This is a genomic window from Paraburkholderia sp. EG287B, from assembly GCF_040965595.1.
In the GTDB taxonomy this organism is placed as follows: Bacteria; Pseudomonadota; Gammaproteobacteria; order Burkholderiales; family Burkholderiaceae; genus Paraburkholderia.
In genome coordinates this window covers 106310-120559 of sequence record NZ_JBFRCG010000021.1, presented here as the reverse complement: position 1 = coordinate 120559, position 14250 = coordinate 106310, and the positions used below count along the sequence as shown (strand labels likewise).

General features: G+C 65.2%; 12 protein-coding genes. 6 read left to right on the top strand and 6 right to left on the bottom strand.

Going from position 1 to position 14250, the window contains the following annotated elements:
* Positions 1-131: 131 nt before the first annotated feature.
* A complete protein-coding gene (locus AB4Y40_RS33415) occupies positions 132-926 on the top strand; it encodes a class III extradiol ring-cleavage dioxygenase (RefSeq protein WP_368691481.1) in 795 nt (264 codons plus the stop codon).
* A 121-nt stretch (positions 927-1047) separates the two neighbouring features.
* Here AB4Y40_RS33415 and AB4Y40_RS33410 read toward each other — a convergent pair whose 3' ends face one another.
* Positions 1048-2643, bottom strand: a complete 1596-nt coding sequence (locus AB4Y40_RS33410; RefSeq protein ID WP_368691480.1) for an APC family permease — start codon at positions 2641-2643, stop codon at positions 1048-1050.
* A 421-nt stretch (positions 2644-3064) separates the two neighbouring features.
* On the opposite strand from AB4Y40_RS33410, the gene AB4Y40_RS33405 reads away from it, so the two are divergent.
* Positions 3065-3268: a cold-shock protein gene (locus AB4Y40_RS33405; RefSeq protein ID WP_027797379.1), complete on the top strand. Its 204-nt coding sequence runs from the start codon at positions 3065-3067 to the stop codon at positions 3266-3268.
* 158 nt (positions 3269-3426) lie between these two features.
* Here AB4Y40_RS33405 and AB4Y40_RS33400 read toward each other — a convergent pair whose 3' ends face one another.
* The 3 genes from AB4Y40_RS33400 to AB4Y40_RS33390 all read right to left on the bottom strand — a co-directional run bounded on the left by AB4Y40_RS33400 (position 3427) and on the right by AB4Y40_RS33390 (position 6922).
* Positions 3427-4686, bottom strand: coding sequence for an Hsp70 family protein (locus tag AB4Y40_RS33400; RefSeq protein ID WP_368691479.1), 1260 nt, complete (start codon positions 4684-4686; stop codon positions 3427-3429).
* Between the two features lie 192 nt (positions 4687-4878).
* Positions 4879-5481, bottom strand: a complete 603-nt coding sequence (locus AB4Y40_RS33395) for a nitroreductase family protein (protein WP_368691478.1) — start codon at positions 5479-5481, stop codon at positions 4879-4881.
* Positions 5482-5638: 157 nt separating this feature from the next.
* Positions 5639-6922, bottom strand: coding sequence for an MFS transporter (locus tag AB4Y40_RS33390; protein ID WP_368691477.1), 1284 nt, complete (start codon positions 6920-6922; stop codon positions 5639-5641).
* 174 nt (positions 6923-7096) lie between these two features.
* Here AB4Y40_RS33390 and AB4Y40_RS33385 point away from each other — a divergent pair, with 174 nt between their 5' ends.
* Both AB4Y40_RS33385 and AB4Y40_RS33380 read left to right on the top strand, forming a co-directional pair.
* Positions 7097-7738, top strand: a complete 642-nt coding sequence (locus AB4Y40_RS33385) for a TetR/AcrR family transcriptional regulator (protein WP_368691476.1) — start codon at positions 7097-7099, stop codon at positions 7736-7738.
* A gap of 19 nt (positions 7739-7757) precedes the next feature.
* Positions 7758-8327 carry a DUF1415 domain-containing protein gene (locus tag AB4Y40_RS33380; protein ID WP_368691475.1) on the top strand — a complete coding sequence of 190 codons (570 nt, stop codon included), beginning with the start codon at positions 7758-7760 and terminating at the stop codon, positions 8325-8327.
* A gap of 19 nt (positions 8328-8346) precedes the next feature.
* Here the strand turns inward: AB4Y40_RS33380 and AB4Y40_RS33375 are convergent, their stop codons facing one another.
* Positions 8347-9210: an SAM-dependent methyltransferase gene (locus tag AB4Y40_RS33375; RefSeq protein ID WP_368691474.1), complete on the bottom strand. Its 864-nt coding sequence runs from the start codon at positions 9208-9210 to the stop codon at positions 8347-8349.
* 374 nt (positions 9211-9584) lie between these two features.
* Between AB4Y40_RS33375 and AB4Y40_RS33370 the strand changes: the two genes are divergently transcribed.
* Complete coding sequence (locus AB4Y40_RS33370) at positions 9585-9905, top strand: DNA-binding protein (protein WP_368691473.1); 321 nt, start codon at positions 9585-9587, stop codon at positions 9903-9905.
* Between the two features lie 126 nt (positions 9906-10031).
* On the opposite strand, the gene AB4Y40_RS33365 is transcribed toward AB4Y40_RS33370, so the two are convergent.
* A complete protein-coding gene (locus AB4Y40_RS33365; RefSeq protein ID WP_368691472.1) occupies positions 10032-11177 on the bottom strand; it encodes a methyltransferase in 1146 nt (381 codons plus the stop codon).
* A gap of 244 nt (positions 11178-11421) precedes the next feature.
* Between AB4Y40_RS33365 and AB4Y40_RS33360 the strand changes: the two genes are divergently transcribed.
* Positions 11422-14202 (top strand): N-6 DNA methylase, encoded by a 2781-nt coding sequence (locus AB4Y40_RS33360; protein WP_368691471.1) that lies wholly within the window; start codon positions 11422-11424, stop codon positions 14200-14202.
* The last annotated feature ends 48 nt before the right edge of the window (positions 14203-14250 follow it).

Sequence of the window (14250 nt, the reverse complement as noted above, 5' to 3'; positions counted from 1 at the left end):
CACGCAGCGCCGATTATCAATATCGGCGACACAATCAAATCCGTTCCCCCCGTTTAATTCGCGACGGTAGGGTCTTATATTGATCGCAATACGATACTTTCGGACCGCCCTGGCGCGGTCAGCCCACGATCATGACCACCCGCACGCCTAGCCTCTTCCTCTCGCACGGCGCTCCGACGCTGCCGATCGACCCGTCGCTGCCTTCCGGCGGCTTCACCGTGCTCTCGGAGCATTTGCCGCGTCCGCAGTCGGTGCTCATGCTCTCGGCGCATTGGGGCACGATGCGCCCCGTGGTCAGCACGGCCACACAGCCTCAGACGATCCACGACTTCTACGGCTTTCCGCGTGCGCTCTACGAGATCCAGTATCCGGCGCCGGGCGCGCCCGAGATGGCGCAGCGCGCGGCGGCGCTGCTGCGCGAGCAAGGCGTTCCCGTCGATGAGGAAGCGCACGGCCTCGACCATGGCGCGTGGGTGCCCATGCTGCTGATGTTCCCCGACGCGAACGTGCCCGTCGCCCAGCTTTCGATCCAGCCGCGCGCCGACGCCGCGCATCACTTCGCGCTTGGCCGTGCGCTGCGCTCGCTGCGCGATGAAGGCGTGATGGTGATCGGTTCGGGCCAGATCACCCATAACCTGCGCGAGGCGGACTTCTCGGCGCGGCCGGAAGACGCCGATCCGCGCGTGGCCGAGTTCACGCAATGGTTCGAGAATCACCTCGCCGCGCGCGACATCGACGCGTTGCTCGACTACCGCCGGCGCGCCCCGCACGCGGTGCTCATGCACCCCACCGACGAGCATCTGCTGCCCGTCTTCGCGGCGCTCGGCGCAGCCGACGACGACTACACGCTCGGCGTGCAGTCGCTAGGCACCTACCAGCGCGCGCTCGCGATGACGAATTACGTGTTCGGCAGCGCCGTGCAATAAAGCCGCCGCGAGCCGCCACGCCGGCTTCGCTTGCGCTCCAAAAGCAAAAAAGCCCGCCTGAATCGCTTCAGGCGGGCTTTTTGTATTGCGCATCGATTGGTTCGACACGCAGGTTCGACACTTAGTGCGCGCCGATGCCTTCGAGGACTTCGTCGTGCTCCTGGCGTTCCGCGAGGTACGGCGAGCGATAGCCCGAATTCACGCCCCAGTAATAGAACACCAGCGAGACCAGCGCGACGACCAGCATGTCCCAGCCGTACGGAAGCAGACCGGCGCCGCCGAACTGCTTGCTGCCGACGAGCGAGAGGAGCGCCATGATCGGCAGGTACGCGCACAGCCACCATGCGGCCTTCAGATCCTGGCCCCAGCCTTCAAAGCCCTGCTTGCTCTGGAAGTAGAAGTACACCGGCAGCGCGACGACCATCAGCAGAATGATTTCGCCGGTCAGCGGCCACTTCGCCCAGTACAGGATCATCGATGCGCAGACGAATGCGAACGGCGCGATCACCTTCATGAACGGCACGGAGAGCGGGCGCTCGATGTCCGTGGCGGCGCGCTTGAGCGCCATCAGGCTGATCGGACCCGTGAGGTACGAAATCACCGTCGCCACCGAGATCACCGCCGCGAGCGAACTCCAGCCGCGGAAGAAGAACATGAAGATGAACGAGACGAGCAGGTTGAACCACATCGCGTTGCGCGGCACGCCGTAGAACGGGTGCACGTTGCCGAACATCTTCGGCATCGTGTTGTTGCGCTCCATCGCGTAGATCATGCGCGAGGTCGTCGCCATGTAGGTCGTACCGGTGCCGCTCGGGCTCACGAATGCGTCGACGTACAGCAGGATCGCGAGCCAGTTCAGGTTCAGCGCGATCGCGAGTTCCGCAAACGGCGACTTGAAGTTGAACGTGTTCCAGCCCTTCGCGACGTCGGCCGGATTGACCGCGCCGATATAGGCGACCTGCAGCAGCACGTAGATCACGAGTGCGCAGAGGATCGAGCCGATCACTGCGAACGGCACGCTCTTGGCCGGATTGCGCGCTTCACCCGCGAGGTTGATCGGGCTCTGGAAGCCGTTGAACGCGAACACGATGCCGCTCGTGGCAACCGCCGTGAACACCGCCGACCAGCCATAGGGGGCGAACGAGGTCGTCTGGCCGAAGTTTTCCTGGTGGAAGCTACCCGCCATCAGGCCGATGATCGTCAGACCCGGGATGATGAACTTGAAGATCGTGATCGCGCTGTTGGCACGCGCGAACAGCTTCACGCCCCAATAGTTGAGCATGAAGTAGATGATCACGAGAATCGCCGAGAGTCCGAGCCCTGAATGCGTCAATGACCCGTCGACGAAGAGCGCGTGCGCCCACTCATAGGGCCAGGTGCTCATGTACTGGATCGAGGCTTCGGCTTCGATCGGGATCACCGAGACAATGGCGATCCAGTTTGCCCACGCGCTGATGAAACCCACCAGTGCGCCGTGCGAGTAGCGGGCGTAGCGGACCATACCGCCCGACTCCGGGAACATCGCACCGAGTTCGGCGTAGGTGAGCGCGATGGCCAGAATGACCACGGCGCCGATGATCCAGGCGCAAACGGCCGCCGGACCTGCAATTTTCGCCGCCTTCCACGCGCCGAACAGCCAGCCCGAACCGATGATCGATCCGAGGCCGGTGAACATCAGCGCAAACGGGCCGATGTTCCGTTGAATAGAACTTTTCACGTCTTCTCCTGTTTCAAGAGCAGATCGACAACGCTTTTATCCCGTCTGTTGTGCGGGCGGGTTTGCTGCGGTTGTCGTACCTCCACACAAAAGATTGCGCCTGTAGGCGCAACTCCTGCGCGGCGCGTAGTTTAACCGGTTGCACCACGCAAGGGCGTCAAAAACGACCGCCTAATACAAAAAAGTCATTTGCTTATCAAGGTTTGTAAGGGTTCGTTTCGACCCTGTCGCAAAAAAATACGCACTTTCCCGGAGACCTAGTTGACCTTCCTGCCAATTAGCCGTATAAAGTTCGGGCAGGATTTCAAGCGGCGAGTGTGAATAGGTCTTTCGTAGTTCGCCCATCAACGGTACTCCGGCTGGTCCCATACCCCTTCCTTGATTTTCGTGCACCTCTCTCATTCATTTTTAGGAAAGTAATATGGAAACCGGTACCGTCAAGTGGTTCAATGACGCTAAGGGCTTTGGCTTTATCACTCCGGACGGCGGCGGCGAAGACCTGTTCGCGCACTTCTCGGAAATCAAGGTTGACGGCTTCAAGACGCTGCAAGAGAACCAAAAGGTTCAATTCGAAGTGCGCACGGGCCCGAAGGGCAAGCAAGCTGCCAACATCAAGCCGGTCTAAGTACTGCGCTCATCGGTCTGCTACGGCTTACAGGACCTGAACGCAGCTTCTGCGTAGTGCCTGACTAGCAAGCTTACCGAAAAACCCCACGCTTCTTCCGGAAGGTGGGGTTTTTTCTTGTCTGGCGCTTTAGCGCGAGGTTTAGGCGCCCCGCGCGTTTAGCCGAACAGGCGCTGCGCGTGAATGCCTAGGCCCGTCGCCACGCTGGCGAGACGGTCGCCGAACACGGCCTGCGACTGCGGAAACGCCTCCGCCAGCGCCTGCGTCAGGAACAAGAGGCCGGTCGAGCCGCCCGTGAAGTAAAGCGCGCTCACCTGAGCCGGCGCGACACCCGCTGCCTGCACGGTTTCACGCGCGGCCTGCACGATGCGCCGCGTCTCCTCGCGCCCCGCCTCGACGAGTTGCGTGTCGCCGAACGCCAGACGCAAGTCCACCTCGACGGCTTCGAGGTCGATCATCGTCTCCCCACCCGCCGAAACGCCGATCTTCGCCTCCTCGGCGCGCGCCGTGAGCGCGTGACCCAGACGCTCGTCGACCACCCGCATCAGCCGGTCGTGATGGCGCGTCTCGGTGTACAGATGGCGCATGAGCTTCAGTTCGGTCGCGCGCCTCGGCGTGTAGATCGTGTTGATGAGGTGCCACGTCGCCAGATCGAAGTAGATGCGGTTCGGCACCTCGCGGCCTTCGGGGTCGAGCGACTGGTAGCCCAGTTCGCGCAGGATGGTCGCGAGTTCGACGCGGCGGTCGAAGTCGGTGCCCGCCACGTGCACGCCGTGGTGCGCGAGCACGTCGTCCTTGCGTTCGAGCCGCGCCATGCGATCGGGCCCCACGCGCACGAGCGAGAAGTCCGACGTGCCGCCGCCAATGTCGGCGACGAGCACAAGCCCCTCTTGCGCGAGGCGCGACTCGTAGTCGAACGCCGCCGCGATCGGCTCGTACTGGAACTCGATCTCGCGAAAGCCCACCCGGCGCGCCGCGGCTTCGAGCTGGTCCTGGGCGAGTTGGTCGGCGCGCGGGTCTTCATCGACGAAGAACACCGGACGGCCCAGCACCGCGCGCGTGATCGGCGTACCCGAGCAACGCTCGGCGCTGCGCTTCAGGTGCTCCAGAAAGATCGTGATGATCTCGGTATAGGGCATCGCGCTGCCGTCGCCGAGGTCGGTCGTGCTCTCGGCGAGCGGCGAGCCGAGGATGCTCTTCATCGAGCGCATCAGCCGGCCGTCGAAGCCGTCGATATAGGACGCGAGCGCCGCACGGCCGAATTCGCGGGTGTGCTCGTCGACGTTGAAGAACACCGCCGTCGGCAACGTGGTGTGCGCGCCTTCCACCGGCGCGAGGCGCATCGCGCCGTCGGCCGCTGCCGGGAGCGCCACCGCCGAATTGGAGGTTCCGAAGTCAATCGCGCAGAAGCTGGTCATGGCAAGAGCGCGCCGCAGCGAGTGCGCGCGCAGGAGAGGAAAGGTCGGGGGGATCGGCTTTGTAGCACGAAAGCGCGGCGCGGGGCAACCGCGGGCCCACGATGCGACCCCGCAAGAAATAAACGCGCGGGCCATGCCGCGCGTTTATTGCTAAAGCTCGCAGCCTCTCATGGGCGCGGGGCTTCTCCCGACTCAGCCCTTGAACGGCTGCTTCCAGGCGTTCGCGTAGGCGATCTCGCCCATCGCCGAGCGCGTGCGTTCCGCCTTTTCACGGTCGCGCAGCACGGGCTCGAGCTTCTCGGCTTCGCCATAGTGGCCGATCGAGATGATCGAAAGCGGCTCCACGTCGTGCGGCAGCGCGAATTCCGTGCGGAACGCCTGCACGTCGAAACCGCTCATCTGGTGCGCCGCGAGACCCAGCGCATGCGCCTGGAGCACGAGCGACATGGCAGCGGCGCCCGCATCGTATTGCGCCGTGCGATTCACTTCGCCCTTGGCGTTGAGCGTGTGTGCCGTCACCGCGATCAGCACCGATGCCGGCGCGTTCCACTGCTGGTTGAACGGCACGAGCGTCGCGAATGCGCGCTTGAACGCGATTTCGTCGGCGCTGCGGTCGAACACGATAAAGCGCCACGGCTGCAGGTTGTAGCCCGAGGGCGCCCAGCGCGCCGCCTCGATCACCGCGTGCAGCGCCTCGCGGCTCACCGGCTCGCTCGAATAGGCGCGCGGGCTCCAGCGGCCGGCGATGAGTTCGTGAATGGGCACGGCTGTCGGTGCGGGTTTGTGCTTCGTCATGCCTTGTGTGTCCTTGGGGTGGCGGGCGGCTTGCCCGGGGGTCACTAGAATAACCGCAGCGCGTGAAATACGCTCAAACGCAACGGGCGACGCATGAGCGTCGCCCGTCGGGGTGCGCCGAAGTTCGAACCGGCGCGGTGCAGCGGCGGCGGCCGCGTCAGGCCGTTTGCACGCCCAAGGCGCGCGGCCCGCGGTTGATGCGCAGCACGAGGAACGACGCCACGAGGCACAGGCCGCCCGAAATCATCGACGCCACCGTATAGGTGCCGAGGCTCGAGCGCAGCAGGCCCGCGCCGAACGCCGCGAATGCCGCGCCGAGCTGATGGCCCGCCACGACCCAGCCGAACACGATCGGCGCGCGCTCCTTGCCGAACACATCGGTGGCGAGCCGTACGGTCGGCGGCACCGTCGCGATCCAGTCGAGGCCGTAGAACACCGCGAAAATCGGCAGCCCGAAGAAGTCGATGCCGAACGCGTGCGGCAAATAGATCAGCGAAAGTCCGCGCAGTCCGTAGTACCAGAACAGCAGCAAGCGGCTATTGAAACGGTCCGAGAGCCAGCCCGAGAGTGTCGTGCCGAACAGGTCGAAAATGCCCATCGTCGCGAGCAGCGAGGCGCCCTGTACTTCGGTCATGCCGTAGTCGCCGCACATGGCGATGAGGTGCGTGCCCACGTAGCCGTTCGTGCTCGCGCCGCAGATGAAGAAGCTGAAGAACAGCAGCCAGAAGTCACGCGTGCGGCTCGCCGAGAAGAGCGCGTCGAACGCGATCTTCAGCGGATTCTGATGCGGCGCGGGCGGCGCGACGGGGGTGCTCTCGTCCTCGCCGAACGGACGCAGATTCACGCTCGCGGGCTGCTCGGGCAGCAGGAACAGCACGAGCGGCAGCACCGCGGCGGCGGCCACCGCGACCACGAGCACCACCGACTGCCAGCCGTGCTTCTCCACGATCGCCGCGAGGAGCGGCAGGAACACGAGCTGGCCCGTGGCCGAACTCGCGGTGAGGATGCCCATGGCGAGCCCGCGATGCGAGTGGAACCAGCGCGTGACGACGGTCGCCGAGAGCGAGAGCGCCGCAACGCCGGTGGCGCCGCCCACCATCACGCCCCAGATCAGGATCATCTGCCACGGATGCGTCATCAGCGCGGAAAGCGCCACGCCCGCCGCCATGGTGCCGAGCGCCGCGAGCAGCGTAGGACGCACGCCGAAGCGCTGCATGGCCGCCGCCGCAAACGGGCCCATGAGGCCGTAGAGCGCGATATTCACGGAGATGGCGAGCGAGATCGTCGCCCGGCTCCAGCCGAACTGATGCTCGAGCGGCACCATCATCACGCTGGGCGTCGCACGCGTGCCGGCGGCCGCCAGCAGCACCAGAAACACCACCGCCACGACGAGCCATCCGTAGTGGAAACGCCCGACTATTCGCCTCGCTGCCCAGTCCATTGGTGCTCCTGTCACGGCGCGCCAGATTCGACACGCCGATGTTTTCGTTGGCATGACCGCTCGCTGCGACGATTCGCCATCGCTCGATTGTTACCGATCGGTCACAAGTGTGTTGCGATACTAGTTACCGCTCGGTAACATGTCAAGCAATCACCCTGATCGCGAGATGCCCTCATGAAACACGAAGGCCACGACGAAACCGCCACCGCCGCTGCCCGCACGCCCCGCCCCCGCGCGCAGACGGCTGGCGCACGCGCGCAAGAGCACCTGCTGCGCGCCGCCGACGAGCTGTTTTACCGCGAGGGCGTGCGCGCGGTCGGCATCGAGGCGGTGGTCGAGCGCGCCGGCGTCAACAAGATGAGCCTCTACCGGCAGTTTTCGTCGAAGGACGATCTCGTCGTCGCCTACCTGCAGCGCTGCGACGTGCGCTTTTTCGAGCGCTTCGACGAAAGTCTCGCGAAGCATCCGGGCGAGCCGGCGAAGCAGTTGGTGCAGTATTTCGAGGACCTCGCGCGCCGCGCCTCGGTGCCGGACTATCGCGGCTGCCCGTTCGTCAACGTCGCAACCGAATTTCCCGACGCCACCCACCCCGCGCGACGCAGCGTCGACAACAACAAGACGCGCCTCATGGCGCGGCTCACCGCGCTCGCACAGGAAGCGGGAGCCAACGATGCGGTCGCGCTCGCCGAGGAACTCGCGCTGCTAGTCGAAGGCGTCTATGCCGCAAGCCAGACTTACGGCCCGGGATGCGGCGCGATTCTCGCGGCGCCGCGCATGGCGAAGCTGTTGATCGAGGCGGCATGCCCCGGGCGCTAGCCGCCCGTAAAATGACACGATGAACGAAACCGCTGCTCTGTCCCCCGACCACGCCGCCATTCTCGAAGCGACCCGCCACTGGCTCACGCGCGCCGTAATCGGCCTGAACCTCTGCCCGTTCGCGAAAAGCGTGCACGTGAAGGACCAGATTCGCTACGTGATCAGCGAGGCGACTGATCTGGAAGGTGTCCTCACCGATCTCGAACGCGAATTGCAAACGCTGGCTCGGGCCGATGCCGCGGATATCGACACGACGCTCCTGATCCTGCCCCGCGCGCTGGCCGACTTTGCCGATTTCAATGACGCGAGCTGGTTTGCCGAGCGCCTCGTGCAGCAGCTGCGGCTGGAAGGCACGCTTCAGGTCGCGAGCTTTCACCCGCAATTCCAGTTCGAGGGCACCGAGCCCGAGGACATCGAGAACTACACGAACCGCGCGCCGTATCCGATCCTGCATCTGCTGCGGGAAGCGAGCATCGAGCGTGCAGTCGAGGCATTCCCCGACGCCGCCGACATCTACGAACGCAACCAGGAAACGCTGCGCAAGCTCGGCTTCGACGGTTGGCAAGACTGGATGAGCAAGCGCGACTGACGCCGCGCGGCCCACAAATTCAGCTTTCGGTTGCCGCTTCGGAGGCCGCCTCGCCCTCGTCGGCGAAAAAGCGCTCGCGCAGGTCCGCCAGCCCGAACGTTTCGAGAATCTCGTTGAGCCGCGCCGCCGGACGGCGCCGCGGCAAATCCTTGTACTGGGCGATGATGAGCTCGTTCTTCATCGAATGCTCCCAGCCCACCAGTTCCGTCACGCTCACCTGATAGCCATGCGCCTCGAGTTGCAGGCAGCGCAGCACGTTGGTGATCTGGCTGCCGAATTCGCGCGTATGTAGCGGATGGCGCCAGATCTCCGTGAGCGCCTGGCCGAGCGACTTGCCCTTGTTGCGACGCAGCACCCCCGCCACTTCGGCCTGGCAGCACGGCACGACCACGATGTAGCGCGCGTGCTTCTTGAGTGCGAAGCGCAGGGCGTCGTCGGTGGCGGTGTCGCAGGCATGCAGCGCGGTCACCATATCGACGGTCGGCGGCAGTTGCGGCGAGGCGATCGAATCGGCTACCGACAGGTTCAGGAACGACATCCCGCCGAAGCCCAGCCGTTTGGCCAGCTCCTGCGAGTGCTGCACAAGCTCGTCGCGCGTCTCAATGCCATAGATGTGTGACCTGTCGCGCTGATCCTTGAAGAACAGGTCGTAGAGAATAAAGCCCAGATAGGACTTGCCCGCACCGTGATCGACGAGGGTCACGTCGCGGCCATCCTGCTTGAGGTCCTTGAGCAGCGGCTCGATGAACTGGAACAGGTGATAAACCTGCTTCAGCTTGCGGCGGCTGTCCTGGTTCATCTTGCCGTCGCGCGTCAGGATGTGGAGCTCCTTGAGGAGTTCGACAGACTGGTTCGGACGGACTTCGTAAGTCTTGCTGGACATCGGCGTGATCGGATGAAAGGCGTGGTATGTCGCGAAACGTGCGACAGGCGACAGACGGGTTGCAGTAATTCTGTCATTTTACGAAAAAAGCGAGTCCAGGCTGCCGAACCCATAAGAGCGGCCAGTGTCGTAATAGCGTCCAGGCACGCTGACCCACGTGCGGACAGGAGGGAGGGGTTGAATAGAAGAGACACGAGGATTTTCGTCCCCGATGCCCAAAAAAGGACCAAAACGCAGCGCGACCGGCCGGCAACGAATCGACAGGCGCGCATTGGGAGGTCGCACCGGGAGTGCCGGTTGCGATGAATCAGGCTGGCGCAGTCCTCGCTGCGCGAAGAGCGCTCGACGCTGTACGGCCTTGCATGGGGCATGCAATGAATACGATACCTGACGGAAACGCAGAGCAAAAATTCCAGGAACTGCTTACGAAACTCGTCACGGTTCCCGACTGGACGGAAAAGCAGCAACTGGAGCTGGAAATGGCGCGCGAGATCTCGGTGGAGATGCTGCGGGTCGCGGAAAGCATGCGCGACGGCCCTTCGGATCTCGAGACCTGCCTGATTCTGCTGAAGTACGCGAAGGTGCTCGATTTCGTGATGTCGGCGCTGGCGTCGCGCCGCGATATCAAGCCACAAACGCTGCGCGTGATTTTCAAGCTGGCAGGCCTGAAGGTCGACGAGGCCTATCCGGGGTGAAGCCGATGTAAATCTGACGCACACCCGGCGTGGCAGCCAGGCCGCCGACGTCGATACTCGACACCCACACGGGCCGTTAGCGGCCCGGCTTCTTCTTTTTTGCCAACGCTTTTTCCCGCCGCCGGTTCACGCTGCGCGCACCTTGAGGCGCCACAGCGACGTCAGTTCGGCTGCGCGCGCACGATAGAGCGGATCGGTGGGATCCGACGCTTTCGGGTGCCGCGGCCGAATGTCCTCCCGACCCACGACTTCGAGTCCTGCCTGCACGATCATCTCGATGAGCGATTCGCGCGTGCGCAGCCCGAGATGCTCCGCGAAATCGGACAGAATCAGCCATCCCTCGCCGCCCGGTTCGAGATGGTCCTTGAGGCCGCCGAGAAAGCCGAGCAGCATGCGGTTCTCGGGATCGAACACGGCGTACTCGATGGGCGACGCGGGCCGCGCCGGCACCCACGGCGGATTGCAGACAATGAGCGGCGCGCGCCCCGGCGGGAACAGATCCGCCTCGACGACCTCGACCTGAGCGGCGTAGCCAAGGCGGTCAAGGTTCTCGTTCGCGCAGGCCAGCGCGCGGAAGTCCTGATCGGTCGCGACCACGCGCTTCACGCCGCGCGAGGCGAGCACGGCGGCGAGCACGCCCGTGCCCGTGCCGATGTCGAAGGCCTTTTCGAGCGACGGCAGAGGCGTGCGCGCGACGAGATCGACGTATTCGCCGCGCACCGGCGAGAACACGCCGTAGTACGGATGAATGCGCGCCCCGTTCAGCGCCGCGATCTCGACGCCCTTCTTGCGCCATTCGTGTGCGCCGACCACGCCGAGAATTTCACGCAGCGACACCACGGACGCTTCGCCATCGGCCGCGCCCCACGCCTCTTCGCACGCGAGCCGGACGTCGGGTGCGCGGCGCAGGTTGATGCCGTAGTCGCCTTCGAGTGGAATCAGCACCATGCCGAGCGTGCGGGCGCGCTGCGCCTGCGCCTGGCGATGCAGATGAAACGCTTCGAGCGGTGAGGCTGGCGCCTTGGGCGCACCCTTGCGCGGTTTGCGCTCGGCACGGCGCGCCATGGCCTGCAGCAGTTGACGCGCGTTCTGATAGTCGCCGTGCCACAGCAGCGCGGTGCCTTCGCAGGCAAGGCGGTACGCTGCGTCCGCGGTCGTGCGATCGTCGGCGATGACCACGCGTTTGGGCGCCGGCACGCCAGCCTCGGAGCGCCAGCGCACCGTGCGCGGGCCTTCGGTGTCGGGCCAGGTGAGAGTGGGATGTTCAGTCATAGTCGGATATTCGGTGCGGCGGGCCAGTTCGTCGATTCGTACCGGGCCCGCGGGTGGGCGCCGCGGGGCGCCATCATATAGCAGAGCGATGCGGCGCGTTCCGCCGTTTCGCCATCGCAACGATGATCGCTCAGACGGGCGGACGCGTCGACTCGGCCAGACGGTGTAGGACGAAACGCACGCGCCCGGCAGTAAAATGTGCGCCGACTGCGCCCCGCCAGGCCACGCCCACCCGCTCGAGACCATGCCACAAACCACCCAGCAGACCCGCCGCGCGCGCAAACCGCGCACGCGCCGCGCCGGCACCGGAGGTGGGCTCGACGAAGGCTTTTACGCCGAACTGCTGCATATCGTCGGGTTGCGGGAGAGCGTTTCCGGCGTGAGACGCACCGTCGCGCGACTCGCGCCGCACGATCGTTTGCCCGGCGCGCTGCTCGAACACGCGCTGTCGCGCCTGGCCGCCCGCGAGGGAGAGCGCCAGAGCGAGGCGCCGGAGGCCGACCACTTCGAACTCGCGCTTCGGCTTTGCATCGCATGGATCAGCCGCCTCGTTTTTCTCAAGGTGCTCGAAACGCGTCTGCTGATGCTCCATGGCGGCGATGCGGCCTACGCGTTCCTGAACGCCCAGCAGATCCGCTCGTTCAGCGATCTCGACGCGCTGTGCGACGCCGTACTCGGCGCCGGTGACGACACGCCGCCGGCTCGCTTCGCTCACCTTCCCCGCTTCGACGGTGCGCTTTTCGCGCCGCAAGACCTGGACGGTAGCCTCCTCGGCATGAGCGCGCTCGACGATCGCGCCACGCTGCCGCTTTTCACGGCGACCGTGCTCCCCGACGCGAACGGAGAGCGGCACACGCTTGCGTATCTGCTCGATTTTCTCGCGGCGTTCGACTTCTCCGCCGGTTTAATCGCGCGAGAACCCGGTGCGGCGAACAGGCCTTGCCTCGACGCCGCCTCGCTCGGGCTCGTCTTCGAAAAGCTCAACGGCTACCGCGACGGCGCCTGGTACACGCCGGGCAGCGTCGCGATGCAGCTCGCCCGTCCCGCCATCACCGAAGCGGCGCTCAATCGCCTGAATCGCGCCAGGGGCTGGCACTGCACGAACATCGATCAGCTATCCGAACTGATCGGCGACTCGATCGAAAACCGCGACGAAGCGCGCGCGATTCTGGACTCGCTGCGCATCTGCGATCCCGCCGTGGGCTCGGGGCATCTGCTCGTTTCGGCGCTCAACGAGTTGCTCGCGCTGAAAGTGCGCCTCGGCTTGCTGAACGCGCAGGACCGCGAAGCGCTCGGCGCTTGCCGCATCGACGTCACCGCGGACCGGCTGTGCGTCAGGCACGCAAATGGCGAGCCGCTCACCCGCGAGCGCAATGGCACGACCATCCGCAAGATCGAAGCCGCGCTCTTTCGCGTCAAGCGGGACATCGTCGAGCACTCGCTTTTCGGTGTGGATATCAAGCCGGATTCGGTCGGCATGGCGCGCTTGCGGCTGTGGATCGAACTGCTCGAACACGCGGATTTCACCGCTACGCTGCCGAACCTCGAGACCAACCTCAAAGCAGGCAATGCGACGCTCAGCCGTTTCGACTTCGATACGCCGCTACGCGGCTACGCTGAGCCAGTGGCGAACTATCGCGCCAGCGCGGCTAGACTGCGGGCGACAGCCACAGCAGCCGCGAGGCGCGCCGAAATCGCCCGAGGCGCGCAACTGCGCGACACGTTGCACAACGCCCTCGCGAACCACCAGGCCGACACGCCGGCCGAAGAAGCCGAGGCGTTCGAATGGCGCATCGAATTCGCCGAACTCCTCACCGACCAAGGCGACTTCGAGCGCTTCGACGCCGTCATCGCGAACCCGCCCTATATCGACTCCGAGCGAATGATCAACCAGGGCCAGCGCGCGCTGCGTGAGCGGCTGGCGCGGCGCTGGCCGAGCGCGCGAGGCAACTGGGATCTCTACATCGTGTTCATGGAACTGGGCCTCGCGCTCCTGAAGCCCGGCGGCGCGATGGCATATCTCACGCCCGACAAGTGGCTCTCGAAGCCCTTCGGCAATGCGTTGCGCGCACGGCATCTGGACAAGATCGAACGCATCGTCAGGCTCGGGCGCGACGTGTTCGAGCAGGCGCGCGTGGATTCGATCATCACGCTCTTTCGCGAGTCCGGCACGCCCGCCATCGCGACCGCGCGCATGGACGGCGAGACGCTCACCGAGCTGGCGCAAACCGACAAACGCACGCTCGCGACGCCATGGCCGCTCGACGCCTTGCTCTCGCCGCACGCCGCGTTCGTGCAGCGGTTCGCCCGTGCGCACGCGACACTCGGTTCGCTGCTGCCGTGCGAAAACGCCTGTGCGACATCGGACGCCTACCGGCTCGCGCCTCTCGTCGAGGCGGCCGATGGCCGCTTCCAGCCGGACCGTCACTACCGTGTGGTGAACACCGGCACGCTCGGGCGCTATGTCTCGCGCTGGCGCAGCAAACCGATGACCTATCTCGGACGGCGCTACGCGGCGCCCGTGGTCGAGCGCAAGCGTTTCGCGTCGACGTTCACGAACGGCTACGGCGCGAAAGCCAGGGCGAAAAAGGTGATCGTGAAAGGCCTCACACGGCTCGACGCGACGCTCGATCTCGCTGGCGACACGATCCCCGGCAAGACCACGCTGATCCTGCGCGCGGACGACGAGAATCTGCTGAAGTTCGCGGCGGCGTTGCTCAATTGCCCGCTCTCGCTGTTCCTGATCCGCGCGAAGTACGGCGCGTCGAGCTACAACGGCGGCGTGGCATTCACGACAGCGATGATCGACGCCTTGCCCGTGCCGGACGGCGCTTCGGTGCGCAGCGAAGTGGCCGACTGCGTGACCCGCTTGCTGCGCGCCGGGCAGTCCGGCAGCGACGCCGCCGAAGTGGACGGCATCGCGCGCGAGATCGATCGACGCCTCTACGCGGCATTCGGCCTGTCGCCACAGGAGATCGACCTCGTGGAAGGCCGCGCCGGCTCGCTGGCGCGCGAGGCAAGCTGAGCGCGCAGCGCAGCGACGGCGTCCCGGCGAGTCGGCTAGTCTTGCTCA

Coding starts and splice junctions, on each gene's coding strand:
- AB4Y40_RS33370 (WP_368691473.1), top strand. CDS start 9,585: ATGAATACGATACCTGACGGAAACGCAGAGCAAAAATTCCAGGAACTG.
- AB4Y40_RS33380 (WP_368691475.1), top strand. CDS start 7,758: ATGAACGAAACCGCTGCTCTGTCCCCCGACCACGCCGCCATTCTCGAA.
- AB4Y40_RS33390 (WP_368691477.1), bottom strand. CDS start 6,922: ATGGACTGGGCAGCGAGGCGAATAGTCGGGCGTTTCCACTACGGATGG.
- AB4Y40_RS33385 (WP_368691476.1), top strand. CDS start 7,097: ATGAAACACGAAGGCCACGACGAAACCGCCACCGCCGCTGCCCGCACG.
- AB4Y40_RS33360 (WP_368691471.1), top strand. CDS start 11,422: ATGCCACAAACCACCCAGCAGACCCGCCGCGCGCGCAAACCGCGCACG.
- AB4Y40_RS33395 (WP_368691478.1), bottom strand. CDS start 5,481: ATGACGAAGCACAAACCCGCACCGACAGCCGTGCCCATTCACGAACTC.
- AB4Y40_RS33405 (WP_027797379.1), top strand. CDS start 3,065: ATGGAAACCGGTACCGTCAAGTGGTTCAATGACGCTAAGGGCTTTGGC.
- AB4Y40_RS33375 (WP_368691474.1), bottom strand. CDS start 9,210: ATGTCCAGCAAGACTTACGAAGTCCGTCCGAACCAGTCTGTCGAACTC.
- AB4Y40_RS33415 (WP_368691481.1), top strand. CDS start 132: ATGACCACCCGCACGCCTAGCCTCTTCCTCTCGCACGGCGCTCCGACG.
- AB4Y40_RS33365 (WP_368691472.1), bottom strand. CDS start 11,177: ATGACTGAACATCCCACTCTCACCTGGCCCGACACCGAAGGCCCGCGC.
- AB4Y40_RS33400 (WP_368691479.1), bottom strand. CDS start 4,686: ATGACCAGCTTCTGCGCGATTGACTTCGGAACCTCCAATTCGGCGGTG.